Annotated in this window: 10 protein-coding genes, 3 pseudogenes and 1 riboswitch; of the genes and pseudogenes, 12 read left to right on the forward strand and 1 reads right to left on the reverse strand. The window is 35.2% G+C overall.

Annotation, left to right across the window (positions count from 1 at the left end; all coding sequences use genetic code 11):
• Positions 1–56 precede the first annotated feature (56 nt).
• Positions 57–839, reverse strand: coding sequence for a sulfite exporter TauE/SafE family protein (locus ACQ9BO_RS05370; protein ID WP_431243910.1), 783 nt, complete (start codon positions 837–839; stop codon positions 57–59).
• Between the two features lie 311 nt (positions 840–1150).
• Between ACQ9BO_RS05370 and ACQ9BO_RS05375 the strand changes: the two genes are divergently transcribed.
• The 12 genes and pseudogenes from ACQ9BO_RS05375 (at position 1151) to ACQ9BO_RS05430 (ending at position 12451) form a co-directional block, all read left to right on the forward strand.
• Positions 1151–1711 (forward strand): sulfite exporter TauE/SafE family protein, encoded by a 561-nt coding sequence (locus tag ACQ9BO_RS05375; protein ID WP_431243911.1) that lies wholly within the window; start codon positions 1151–1153, stop codon positions 1709–1711.
• Positions 1712–1737: 26 nt separating this feature from the next.
• Positions 1738–2052, forward strand: a complete 315-nt coding sequence (locus tag ACQ9BO_RS05380) for a TSUP family transporter (RefSeq protein WP_431243912.1) — start codon at positions 1738–1740, stop codon at positions 2050–2052.
• Between the two features lie 25 nt (positions 2053–2077).
• Complete coding sequence (locus tag ACQ9BO_RS05385) at positions 2078–2788, forward strand: phosphoadenylyl-sulfate reductase (RefSeq protein WP_431243913.1); 711 nt, start codon at positions 2078–2080, stop codon at positions 2786–2788.
• A 149-nt stretch (positions 2789–2937) separates the two neighbouring features.
• Positions 2938–3837 (forward strand): annotated as a pseudogene (gene cysD, locus ACQ9BO_RS05390) (sulfate adenylyltransferase subunit CysD).
• A 148-nt stretch (positions 3838–3985) separates the two neighbouring features.
• Positions 3986–5230 carry a sulfate adenylyltransferase subunit 1 gene (locus ACQ9BO_RS05395; protein ID WP_431243914.1) on the forward strand — a complete coding sequence of 415 codons (1245 nt, stop codon included), beginning with the start codon at positions 3986–3988 and terminating at the stop codon, positions 5228–5230.
• An 81-nt stretch (positions 5231–5311) separates the two neighbouring features.
• Positions 5312–7400: pseudogene (locus tag ACQ9BO_RS05400) on the forward strand (HEPN domain-containing protein).
• On the forward strand, positions 7393–8160 hold the full coding sequence (cobA, locus tag ACQ9BO_RS05405; RefSeq protein WP_431243915.1) for a uroporphyrinogen-III C-methyltransferase: 768 nt from the start codon (positions 7393–7395) through the stop codon (positions 8158–8160). Before ACQ9BO_RS05400 ends, cobA begins: the two are co-directional and overlap by 8 nt.
• A gap of 7 nt (positions 8161–8167) precedes the next feature.
• Positions 8168–8419, forward strand: coding sequence for a DUF7683 domain-containing protein (locus ACQ9BO_RS05410; RefSeq protein ID WP_431243916.1), 252 nt, complete (start codon positions 8168–8170; stop codon positions 8417–8419).
• A 35-nt stretch (positions 8420–8454) separates the two neighbouring features.
• On the forward strand, positions 8455–9036 hold the full coding sequence (locus ACQ9BO_RS05415; RefSeq protein WP_184157950.1) for a precorrin-2 dehydrogenase/sirohydrochlorin ferrochelatase family protein: 582 nt from the start codon (positions 8455–8457) through the stop codon (positions 9034–9036).
• 97 nt (positions 9037–9133) lie between these two features.
• A complete protein-coding gene (locus ACQ9BO_RS05420) occupies positions 9134–10186 on the forward strand; it encodes an NAD(P)/FAD-dependent oxidoreductase (RefSeq protein ID WP_278022797.1) in 1053 nt (350 codons plus the stop codon).
• A gap of 380 nt (positions 10187–10566) precedes the next feature.
• Positions 10567–10683, forward strand: a riboswitch (SAM riboswitch).
• Between the two features lie 364 nt (positions 10684–11047).
• Positions 11048–11996 (forward strand): annotated as a pseudogene (locus ACQ9BO_RS05425) (homocysteine S-methyltransferase family protein).
• Positions 11997–12037: 41 nt separating this feature from the next.
• Positions 12038–12451 carry a hypothetical protein gene (locus ACQ9BO_RS05430; RefSeq protein ID WP_431243917.1) on the forward strand — a complete coding sequence of 138 codons (414 nt, stop codon included), beginning with the start codon at positions 12038–12040 and terminating at the stop codon, positions 12449–12451.
• Positions 12452–12577 lie beyond the last annotated feature (126 nt).

The following is a 12577-nucleotide window of genomic DNA, read 5'->3' on the forward strand; positions in this document are numbered from 1 at the left end:
AAAAGACCAATTCAAAAATAATGAATTGGTCTTTCTGTTTTTATATGTTTTCAATACTAAAATATCAATTTATATCCAGCCATAAAAAGCATTACAGCAATAGCATTTCTAAGAAACTGATCTGGCACTTTTCCGCTTAACATACTTCCCATGTAGATTCCTGGAAGCGATCCCATTAATAATTGACCTAATAATCCTAAATCTAAATTTCCCATAGAAGCATGACCGATTCCGGCGACTAAAGTTAAAGGAACGGCATGGGCAATTTCTGTTCCAACCAATTTTGGGGTTGGTAATAAAGGATAAAGGAAAAATAAGGTTACCGTTCCTAAAGCTCCAGCGCCAATTGAGGTTAAAGTTACGGTTGCTCCTAACAAAATACCAATTCCAATGGTAAGCATGTTTTGAGTGTGGCTTTCACTATGAAATTTATCGCCGGCATGTTTTTGTGAAAACTTCATTAATTTCTGTTTGAAGATAATAGCGACAGAAGTAAATAATAATGCCCAGCCTAAGCTTTGTTTGATAACACGATTTATAGTTTCAATATCTGTTTTAATGCTGTGAAGTATCCATAAAGTTGCCAAAGCGGCAGGAACACTTCCTAAAGTAAGCCAACCTGTAATTTTCCAGTTGATGTTGCCTTTTTTATTGTGTACAAAAATTCCTCCAGCTTTAGTAAATGCGGCATAAAGTAGATCGGTTCCAACGGCTGTTGTAGGCGGAATATTAAAGTATAATAAAATAGGAGTCATCAAAGAACCGCCTCCTACACCAGTTAACCCAACAATAAACCCAACTACTAAACCCGCAATGACAAGACCAATCTGAAAATCCATAAAAAAAATTTGGCGCTAAAATAATAACATTTTTACAATTATCCTATAGATTTGGTAGAGATTAAATGTGTATTTTTACAAATCACAAAATTAGGCTGTACTGTTAAGATTTTAAGGAGCAGTGCATAATTTGTTAAATTAATTTACTAATCGTTCTTTAAATATCTTTTATGTTGGTTTAGAGTAGAATAGCTATTGTAAAAAAGTAAATATATTATTTTGATATTTCAAAATATGTAGTACATTTGCAAAGTAATCTACTAAGCCGATAGGGTAATGGATTTTTAAGAGCAAAAACAAATTCTTAAAACATGGAAAATGAACTTAAGTTAAACAACACAACGGTAAAGTCTAATGCTTTGTCAAAGGAAAATTTATGGGTTGTGATACCTGTACTTTTGTTGTTAGGTTTAGTAGCTACACTAATTTATAATCATCACGCTGAATTTTCGTGGAATGGTTTTGTTCAAGGATTTGATGAAAATCTTTTAGCATTCTTCTTAATTGGTGTTTTTGCTCAATTAGTAGATGGTGCTTTAGGAATGGGATATGGAGCAACTTCAACATCGTTTTTATTAGCTTATGGAGTTCCGCCGGTTGTGAGTAGTACAGCAGTTCACGTTTCAGAAATGTTTACAACGGGAGCGTCAGCGCTTTCTCATCATCGTTTTGGGAACATCAATAAAAAATTGGTAAAGCATTTGTTGATTCCGGGAGTTTTGGGTTCTATAACAGGAGCTTATTTATTGTCTGATGTAATTGACGGTGATGTTATTAAGCCTTTTATTGCAGTTTATATGATTGTTTTGGCTTCGATTATTATCAAAAAAGCGTTGAAGAAAAATGTTGAAAAAAGAAAACTAAAAAATTAGGCGTTTTAGCTGTTTTTGGAGGTTTTATGGATTCAGTTGGTGGTGGAGGCTGGGGGCCAATCGTAACTTCAACATTATTAGGAAGAGGAAGAAACCCGAAATATACAATTGGTTCTGTTAACGCCGCAGAGTTTGCAATTTCATTTGCAAGCGGAATCACATTCATGCTTTTTGGAGGAATTCACGGCTGGCAGGTTATTATCGGATTAATTGCTGGAGGGGTTATTGCGGCGCCAATTGCGGCATTTTTAGTGACTAGAATTAAAAGAAAACCAATGATGATTGCAGTTGGGATTCTAATTATAATATTGAGTTTAAAAACATTATCTAAATTATTGTAAAAGATAATTTTAGAAAGGAGAGATTATGAGTGCGATTATTGTACAAGAATTATTAGAAAAAACTGCGACTCTTTCGCTTGACGAAACCTTAGTTTTTTTAGCAAAAGAATTTCCGGGAAAAGTAATTTTTTCGACTTCTTTCGGACAAGAAGATCAGGTAATTACTGATTTTATTGCAAAAAGCAACACAGATATTAAGGTGTTTACTTTAGATACCGGAAGATTATTTCAGGAAACGTATGATGTTTTTCATAAAACATTAAAAAAATACAAAAGACCAATTGAAGTCTTTTTTCCGGAAGTGACTTCAGTAGAAAATCTGCTTCAGACAAAAGGGCCAAACAGCTTTTACGATTCAGTTGAAAATAGAAAAGAATGCTGTTTTATTCGAAAAGTGGTTCCGTTGAGAAAAGCTTTGGCAGGAAACTCAGTTTGGATTACAGGTTTAAGAGCTGAACAATCAGAAAACAGACACGATTTAAGTTTGTTTGAATATGATGGAAACTTCGAAATCATAAAATTCAATCCTTTGCTAAAATGGACTTTAGAAGAAGTTGAAACGTATTTGTCAGAAAATAATGTTCCGCAAAATGCATTACACAAACAAGGTTTCGTAAGTATTGGATGCGCGCCTTGCACAAGAGCGATTTTCCCTGGAGAAGACATCAGAGCCGGAAGATGGTGGTGGGAATCAAGCCATAAAGAGTGTGGGTTGCATAGCGCTAAGAAAGAGTAGACTTTTTAGAAGCAAGAAGAAAGAGGCAAGACTTTTTTAGAGAATAGAAAATAGATTATAGAATAAAGAGTGGGGATTTTTAGATCAGGCAACTTGAAATTTTAAACCTGAAACAAAATTTTCACAACAAAATATCAAACAAAAAAACAATGAGTTCAGTATTAAAAACAAACGCTTTAGAGAGTGAAGCGATATACATTTTCAGAGAAGTAATTTCACAGTTTGACAAACCGGTTTTACTTTTCTCAGGAGGAAAAGATTCTATTACATTAGTGCGTTTAGCGCAAAAAGCATTTTTCCCTGCTAAGATTCCGTTTCCTCTTTTGCACGTTGATACGGGACATAATTTCCTGAAACTATTGCTTTCAGAGATAAATTGGTAGAAGAATTAGGTTTAGAGCTAATCGTTCGTAATGTTCAGGATGCTATTGATGAAGGAAAAGTAGTTGAAGAAACTGGGAAATATTCAAGTAGAAACAGCTTGCAGACAACAACACTTTTAGATGCAATTGAAGAATTCAAATTTGATGCTTGTATTGGAGGAGCGCGTCGTGACGAAGAAAAAGCAAGAGCTAAAGAACGTATTTTTTCTGTTCGTGATGATTTCGGACAATGGGACGAAAAAAATCAAAGACCTGAGTTGTTTGATATTTTGAATGGAAAAATAGAAAATGGACAAAACGTTCGTGTTTTCCCAATTTCAAACTGGACAGAATTAGATGTTTGGAGTTATATCGAGAAAGAAAAAATCGAGATTCCGTCAATCTATTTCTCACATAAAAGAAAAGTTTTTTTGAGAGACGGTTTAATCTGGTCGCATTCTCCTTTTGTGTACCAAGAAGAAGACGAACAAATCGAAGAAAGAATTGTTCGCTTCAGAACCGTTGGAGATATGAGCTGTACAGCGGCTGTTGAATCTTACGCAAGCAACAATTGAAGAAGTTGTTGGCGAAATCAGATCATCAACCATTTCTGAAAGAGGAGCCAGAATCGATGACAAACGTTCTGAAGCCGCAATGGAAAAAAGAAAACAACAAGGATACTTTTAAGTTGTTGGTTGATAGTTTTTAGTTGACAGCTGAAAACTTCAATAATTACAACAAGAAGACAAAAAAACAGATTAAATATTTTGATGGTTTTAGTTGATGTTTAGAAAAACCAACAACCATAAACCAACAACCAACAACATAAATTAGAATGGACGTTTTAAAAATAGCAACAGCAGGAAGTGTAGATGACGGAAAAAGTACTTTGATCGGAAGATTATTGTATGATACAAAATCGTTGACAACTGATAAAATAGAAGCAATTGAAAAAAGCAGTAAACAAAAAGGATACGATTACCTTGATTTTTCTTTGGCAACTGACGGATTGGTAGCAGAAAGAGAGCAAGGAATCACGATTGACGTTGCGCATATTTATTTTTCGACTGCAAAGAAAAGTTACATTATTGCCGATACTCCGGGTCACGTAGAATATACAAGAAACATGGTTACAGGAGCTTCGACTTCTCAGGTTTCGATCATTTTAATTGATGCCAGAAAAGGCGTTATTGAGCAAACATACCGTCACTTTTTCATCAATAATTTATTGAGAGTAAAAGAAGTAATTGTTGCTATCAACAAAATGGATTTAGTTGATTATTCAGAAGAAGTTTTCAATAAAATCAAAGCTGATTTTGAGGCTTTAAATGCAAAAAGTACTTTCAAAGAGCAAAACGTAAGTTACATTCCGTTAAGTGCAATCAATGGAGGAAACGTTGTGGACAAATCTGAAAACATGCCTTGGTACAACGGACAAACTGTTTTAGAGCATTTGGAAGGATTACATTCTCATGATGTTTACGAAGCAGGAAAAGCACGTTTCCCAGTTCAGACGGTTATTCGTCCAAAAACAGAAGAATACCACGATTTTAGAGGTTACGCAGGAAAATTATACGGAAACTCCATTAAAGTTGGAGATGCTGTAACAGTTCTTCCATCTTTAACAGAATCAACAGTTACTAAAATTCACTTTTTCGATAAAACATTTGATGAAGCTACAGCAGGTTCTTCAATTACAATCGAATTAGAAAATGATATCAATGTAACGAGAGGTGATATGATTGTGAAATCAAGCGAGCTTCCAAAAATTGAAAAAGATATTACCACAACAGTTTGCTGGATGGACAGCAAAAAACTGGTTGCAGGAACTAAATATTTGGTACAACACAATACCAACAGAGTTTTAGCAAAAGTAGAAAGCATTAAAAATACAATTGCAACAGATTACTCAGGAACGACAGAAGCTTCACAATTGGCAATCAACGAAATTGGAGAAGTAACGATCAAATTAAGCAAACCGTTATACTTTGATTCATACAACGAAAACAAATCAAACGGAGCTTTCATCTTAATTGATACAGCAACAAACACAACAGCAGGAGTAGGATTCATTCGCTAGTTGATAGTTGATGGTTTTTGGTTGATAGTTATCTGCCAGCAAACCAACAACCAGCAACTGACAACCAACAACTAAAGAGAAATGGAAAGTTTTAGAACAGAAATAGAAAATCCGGTAGTTCAGAAGGAGATTATCGAATTAGAAAAAAGATTCACTTATTCCGTGGAGGAAAAATTGATGATGAGCGTTTTCGTAGTCTTCGTTTAGCACGTGGAATCTACGGTCAGCGTCAGGAAGGAGTTCAGATGATTCGTATCAAATTGCCTTATGGAAAAGTAACCAGCGAGCAGTTAAGAAGAATTACAGAAGTGTCTGATGAATATTCTACAGGACGTTTGCATATTACAACACGTCAGGATATTCAGATTCACTACGTAAGTTTAGACAGAACACCTGAACTTTGGGCAGATTTGGCCAAAGATGATATTACACTTCGTGAAGCTTGCGGAAACACCGTTAGAAATATTACAGGAAGCGAATTAGCTGGAGTTGACGTAAACGAACCATTTGATGTTTCGCCTTATGCACACGGATTATTTCAATATTTGTTAAGAAACCCAATCTGTCAGGAAATGGGACGTAAATTCAAAATTTCGTTCTCTTCTTCAGACGAAGATACCGCTTTGAGTTATTTGCACGATTTAGGATTTATTCCGAAAATTAAAGACGGACAAAAAGGTTTCAAAATCATGTTTGGTGGAGGTTTAGGATCTCAGCCGGCACATGCTGAATTACTTTCGGAGTTTGTTCCCGTAAACGAAATCATTCCAACAGCAGAAGGAATCATTCGTATTTTCGACAGATACGGAGAACGTGCCAAAAGAATGAAAGCGCGTATGAAATTCTTAATCAAAGAAATGGGGAAAGATGCTTTCCTTGATTTGGTTGAAAAAGAGAAAAAGCAATTGCTTTTCAAACATATGAAATAGATACAACGGCTTTCGACGGACCAATTACAGAACCGTTATTAGAAGTTCCACAAGTTACAATCGAAGATACAGAAGCGTATGAAGCGTGGAAAAAATCGAATGTAATCAAACAGAAACAAAACGGTTATTATGCTATCGGAATCAAAGTTTTATTAGGAGATTTTTATACCGATAAAGCCAGATTATTAGCCGATTTAATTAAAAATTACGGAGCAAATGAATTGCGTTTTTCATTGCGTCAAAATATTGTAATACGAAACATAAAAGAAGAGAATCTTCCTTTCTTTTATCAAGAATTAGCCAAACTTGACTTTGTTCAATTAGGATATAATTCAGTTGGAGATATTACGGCATGTCCGGGTACTGATACTTGCAACTTGGGGATTGCAAGTAGTACCGGTATTGCAGAAGAATTAGAAAGAGTTTTAAGTACAGAATATCCTCAGTATTTAAACAACCGTGAAATCGAAATTAAAATTTCAGGCTGTATGAATGCCTGCGGACAACATAATATGTCTGCAATTGGATTTCAGGGAATGTCTATCAACTCAGGAAAATTGGTTGCTCCGGCTTTACAAGTTTTGTTAGGTGGAGGAAGATTAGGAAATGGAGCGGGACGTTTTGCTGATAAAGTAATTAAAATTCCGAGTAGAAGAGGACCAGATGCTTTGCGTACGATTTTAAACGATTTTGATGCAAATGCAAACGGAGAAAAATTCCTAAACTATTACGACTTAAAAGGAGAAAAATATTTCTATGAAATCTTAAAACCTTTCGCAGATGTTACCAATTTAACAGAAGCTGATTTTGTGGATTGGGGTAACGCAGACAATTACGTAAAAGCAGTTGGAGTTGGAGAATGTGCCGGAGTTGTGATCGATTTAGTAGCAACATTATTGTTTGAAGCTAAAGAGAAATTGATTTTGGCAGAGGAATCTTTCGACGAGAAAAAATGGTCAGATGCAATTTATCATGCTTATGCAGGATTTGTTAATGGTGCAAAAGCATTGTTATTGGCAGAAAACCAAAAAACAAACCACCACGCAGGAATTGTTGACTTGTTTGATACTGTTTTTGTTGAAAATAATAAAATCGAATTAAACTCAACTTTTAAAGACTTGGTTTACCAAATCAATAAAAATGAACCATCTGAAGCTTTCGCTAAAGATTACATTGCTCAGGCAGTAGTTTTCTTTGATAAAATCGAAACTTTCAGAGCACAGGAATTAGCAAATGCATAATATAAAACCCAAAATAACTTTAGTCGGTGCAGGTCCGGGCGATCCCGATTTACTGACGCTGAAAGCTGTAAAGGCATTGGCTGAAGCAAATGTGGTTTTATACGACGCTTTGGCCAACGAAGAAATTCTGGATTACGCACCTAAAAATGCCATCCGAATTTTTGTTGGAAAACGAATCGGAAATCATGCTTACACGCAGGATCAAATCAATCAATTGATTGTAGATAATGCTTTGACCTACGGAAATGTGGTTCGACTAAAAGGCGGAGATCCGTTTATTTTCGGAAGAGGTGGAGAAGAAGTTGATTTTGCAGAAAGTTTCGGAATCGAAACGATTGTAGTTCCTGGAATTTCATCAGTAGTTGCAGTTCCGGCAAGTCAGGGAATTTCGATTACAAAAAGAGGCGTTTCAGAAAGCTTTTGGGTAATTACCGGAACAACATCGAATAAAAAATTATCGTCAGATATCGCTTTATCAGCAAAATCTTCTGCAACAGTCGTAATCTTGATGGGAATGCACAAATTGTCTCAAATAATCGATTTGTTTCAGAAAGAAGATAAAGGAAATTTACCCGTTGCGATCATCCAAAACGGAACAACAACGGAAGAAAAAGTAGGCATTGGAACAGTAGATTCGATTCTAGAAGTTGTAAAACAAAAAGAATTAGGTTCACCAGCGATAATAGTTTTAGGTGAAGTTGTCCGAGAAAGCAATAAATTAAAAGGATTTTACGAAGAATTTCTTTCGGTTTCTAAATGAATTTTAAATGAATGTATTACGTGAGATTGTAATTTATCAAAAAGAGGGAGATAAATTTATTGATAGTGTTGAAATTAATTTGTCTTCTGAAAAATTGATTGAGATTTTAAATGTCGATATCGAAGATGATCCTGAAATTTATTTGGTTTATGAAATTAATAATGAGCAATTTTTGAAATTACTCGAATTAGCTCCGGAATTGTCGAATATTAATTTTGATGAAGTTGCCATTTACTACGAATGCTCTGAAATAAAATAAATCATCTAATTTTGTTTAGATGAAATTAAATTAAAATGGAACAGAACGAATTATATCCCATATTTCTAAAGCTTCACAATTTAAATGTCTTGATTGTAGGCGGAGGAAATGTCGGTCTGGAAAAGCTTTCTTTCTTGCTTAAGTCAAGTCCGAATGCAAATGTTGAGGTAGTGGCAAAAGAATTTCATTTAGAAATAAAAGTTCTGGCCGAAAAGCATCCTTCGATAACATTAACAAGATCGAAGTTTAAAAAGAAAATGCTTAAAAAACGTCACATGGTAATTGCCTGTACAGACGATTTGAAAGTAAATAAAAAGGTTTACGATTTAGCTAGAAAGCGTTATCTGATTTGCAATATCGCCGATACACCAGATTTATGCGATTATTATCTGGGCGGAATCGTAACGAAAGGAAATGTAAAAATTGCCATTTCAACCAACGGAAAATCACCGACAACAGCAAAAAGATTGCGTGAGTTTTTCGAAGAAGTAATTCCGGAAGATATCAACCAAATGGTTGAGAATCTGAATGAATACCGAAAAACGCTTAAAGGCAATTTTGAGGAAAAAGTAAAAAGGATGAATGAGATTACCTCTTCATTAAAAAATAAAGAGTAAAAAAGTTTCGGAAAGAAATTAATGATAAAAATCATTGAAAGTACAAGGATTTATTCGTTTCTTTGCGTTATTAAGAATGATTATAAACAACAACATAATGATTAAAACAGATATACTTATAATTGGAGCAGGGCCAACAGGTTTATTTGCCGTTTTTGAGGCAGGATTGCTAAAGTTAAAATGCCACATTTTAGATGCGCTTCCACAACCAGGAGGACAACTATCAGAGTTATATCCAAAAAAACCAATTTATGATATTCCTGGGTTCCCAGAAGTATTAGCCGGAGATTTAGTTGACGGATTAATGGAGCAAATCAAACAATTTGAGCCAGGATTTACTTTAGGAGAACGTGCTGAAACAGTTGAAAAGCAAGAAGACGGGACTTTCATTGTAACATCAAACAAAGGAACTAAATTCCACGCGCCAGTTATCGCAATTGCTGGAGGTTTAGGAAGTTTTGAGCCTCGTAAACCACTTATCGAAGATATCGAGTTTTATGAAGATAAAGGAGTAAAATACTTCATCAAAAATCCTGAGAAATTCAGAGATAAAAGAGTTGTTATTGCAGGAGGAGGAGATTCAGCATTAGACTGGTCAATTTTCTTAGCAAATGTAGCTTCAGAAGTAACTTTAATCCACAGAAGAAACGAATTTAGAGGAGCTCTTGATTCAGTAGAAAAAGTACAAGAATTAAAATCAGCAGGAAAAATCAAATTGATCACGCCAGCTGAAGTTATCGGAATCAACGGTGCTGAGCATGTTGAATCTTTAGATATCGAAGAAAACGGAGCACACCGTAAAATCGACTGCGACTATTTCATTCCACTTTTCGGATTAACACCAAAATTAGGTCCAATTGGAGACTGGGGATTAGAAATCGAGAAAAATGCTATTAAAGTAAACAATGCATTAGATTACCAAACTAATATTCCGGGAATCTTTGCTATTGGAGACGTAAACACATATCCAGGAAAATTAAAATTAATCCTTTGCGGTTTCCACGAAGCAACTTTAATGTGCCAAGTCGCTTACTCAATCATCAACCCAGGTAAAAAATACGTATTGAAATATACAACAGTTTCTGGCGTAGACGGTTTCGATGGAACTCGTAAAGAGGCTCCAAAAGCGGTTGTTAAGGCGATTGTCTAAGTTGCTGAGATTCTAAGATTCTAAGAAACTAAGATTTTTATAAACAAAGCTCAAACTTTTAGTTTGGGCTTTGTTTTTTTATAAAATATATCAAACATAGCCAGTGGTTTCAACCACTGGAACACAACGAAGAGACATTTCGAATTACCGCAACATATAAACGCAACGCATAATCACAATACGTTTCCCGTGGTTAAAACCACGGGCTATATTTGAAAAACAAGATCAGAACTTTAAACTTAGTAACTCAGTATCTTAGAATCTCAGCATCTTTAAAAAAACTTAGAACCTTAGTATCTTAGTCCCTCAGCACCTTAGAAAAAAACATTTGCAAATCGAAACCCTATTTCATACCTTTGCACTGTTCTTAAAATTATTGTTCGTTATCACGAAAGGCGGAGGGATAGACCCGATGAAACCTTAGCAACCCTTTATCATAAAGAAGGTGCTAAATTCTACTTTATACGACATTTTCCAGTATTAAAGATAGATAACACAAATACATACAGTATTTCTCAAAACTTTTCCAGACAACATACAATATTTACCAAAGCAATTCGGTAAGGAGCGAATCATTGGCGCATTTTTGCAGTCAATAGTTCCCGCTGTACACAAATATCTTTTATTCTGAACCCCAGAATAAAAGGATATTTGCTTCCATCGGGGCTAATGAGCCAGCAATAGTGAGTTTTTGGAACCAAAGTGAAAAAATATCGAAGCAGACCTGTTAGGTTTAACTTCACAATCATAATAAAAAAACTTAGCATCTTAGAACCTTAGCGTCTTAGCGGCTAAAACAAAACAACATGGCAATAACAATTCAAGAAGCAATAAAAAAATATCCTAATCCTTGACGGAGCAATGGGAACAATGTTGCAACGCTATAATTTCTCAGAAGAAGATTTCAGAGGAGAGCGTTTCAAAGATTTTCCGTATCCGTTAAAAGGAAACAACGATTTACTATCCCTAACACAACCACAAGCGATCCGCGATGTACATGCCGCTTATTTTGAAGCTGGTGCTGACATTGTAGAAACCAACACTTTCTCTGGAACGACAATCGGTATGGCCGATTATCATATGGAAGATTTGGTTTACGAGTTAAACTATGAATCGGCAAAACTTGCACGCGAGGTTGCCGATGAGTTTACCGCAAAAAATCCGGAAAAACCACGTTTCGTAGCGGGTTCAATCGGACCGACAAACCGTACGGCAAGTATGTCACCAGATGTAAACGATCCAGGTTACAGAGCTGTAACATTTGACGATTTACGAATTGCCTACAAACAACAAGCAGAAGCTTTAATGGATGGTGGCTGTGATTTGCTTTTAGTAGAAACAATCTTTGATACATTAAATGCAAAAGCAAGCACTTTTTGCAATCGAAGAAGTAAAAGAAGAACGTAATCTTGATATTCCAATCATGGTTTCAGGAACGATTACCGATGCTTCAGGAAGAACACTTTCTGGGCAGACAGTTGAAGCGTTTTTGATTTCCGTTTCGCATATTCCGTTGTTAAGTGTAGGATTCAATTGCGCCCTTGGAGCCGATTTGCTGAAACCGTATTTAAAAACATTAGCGCACAATACAAGCTTTAATGTTTCGGCACATCCAAACGCTGGATTACCAAATGCTTTCGGACAGTACGATGAAACACCAGAACAAACTCAAGCATTCATTAAAGAATATTTAGAGGATAATTTAATCAATATCATAGGAGGTTGTTGCGGAACAACGCCAGATCATATTCGATTAATGGCTGAGGTTGCTAAAGATTATAAGCCAAGAGTGGCGCCGGTTTTATCGTAATGATTTGGTAAAATTTAAAAATAATTTTTATAAAATTAAGTATGGAATTTCTGCTACATAGAGTTGTTCTAGATTCTTCATACGAAGAATTAATTCGAGCTTTTGCGGATTTTGAATTTTCTGAGGAATCTTATTATTGCGAAGGGAAAATAAAGCAACAAAGTTCCGGATATTGCAAATATGGTGAAGTGAAAATTATTGTAGAAAATAAGAGAAATTGGAGCGGAGATAAAACATTTAGTTGGGAAGTTGCAGATGATGAAATTCCAATAGAGTATTTAGATGTAATTGTTACAACGATAAAAACTATAGTTTACGATAGTAAAAAATCTTTCAAATTTAGAATTGTTGGAGGTTCTCATCATGTAGTTGATTCGCATAGGAGAAGTTTTGAAATGGCAACTTTTAGAGCAATTTCAAATTTAGTAGGTTTTGATAAAACAAAAGTTCAATAGGAACGAAAAATATAATATAAAATTGAAAAATTCGGTAAACATAAACGTCTTATGAAACCGAGTTTGCATGAGGGATAGAAGTGAAAAGCCCACAGCCTGACGAAGGAAGAGCGAGGACTTGTAACG

Source organism: Flavobacterium sp. P21 (assembly GCF_050632225.1).
In the GTDB taxonomy this organism is placed as follows: domain Bacteria; phylum Bacteroidota; class Bacteroidia; order Flavobacteriales; family Flavobacteriaceae; genus Flavobacterium.

What these genes read in the sequence shown, in the direction of transcription:
- ACQ9BO_RS05375 (WP_431243911.1), top strand. Translation starts at nt 1,151, where the DNA reads ATGGAAAATGAACTTAAGTTAAACAACACAACGGTAAAGTCTAATGCT.
- cobA (WP_431243915.1), top strand. Translation starts at nt 7,393, where the DNA reads ATGCATAATATAAAACCCAAAATAACTTTAGTCGGTGCAGGTCCGGGC.
- ACQ9BO_RS05395 (WP_431243914.1), top strand. Translation starts at nt 3,986, where the DNA reads ATGGACGTTTTAAAAATAGCAACAGCAGGAAGTGTAGATGACGGAAAA.
- ACQ9BO_RS05420 (WP_278022797.1), top strand. Translation starts at nt 9,134, where the DNA reads ATGATTAAAACAGATATACTTATAATTGGAGCAGGGCCAACAGGTTTA.
- ACQ9BO_RS05385 (WP_431243913.1), top strand. Translation starts at nt 2,078, where the DNA reads ATGAGTGCGATTATTGTACAAGAATTATTAGAAAAAACTGCGACTCTT.
- ACQ9BO_RS05430 (WP_431243917.1), top strand. Translation starts at nt 12,038, where the DNA reads ATGGAATTTCTGCTACATAGAGTTGTTCTAGATTCTTCATACGAAGAA.
- ACQ9BO_RS05380 (WP_431243912.1), top strand. Translation starts at nt 1,738, where the DNA reads ATGGATTCAGTTGGTGGTGGAGGCTGGGGGCCAATCGTAACTTCAACA.
- ACQ9BO_RS05415 (WP_184157950.1), top strand. Translation starts at nt 8,455, where the DNA reads ATGGAACAGAACGAATTATATCCCATATTTCTAAAGCTTCACAATTTA.
- ACQ9BO_RS05370 (WP_431243910.1), bottom strand. Translation starts at nt 839, where the DNA reads ATGGATTTTCAGATTGGTCTTGTCATTGCGGGTTTAGTAGTTGGGTTT.
- ACQ9BO_RS05410 (WP_431243916.1), top strand. Translation starts at nt 8,168, where the DNA reads ATGAATGTATTACGTGAGATTGTAATTTATCAAAAAGAGGGAGATAAA.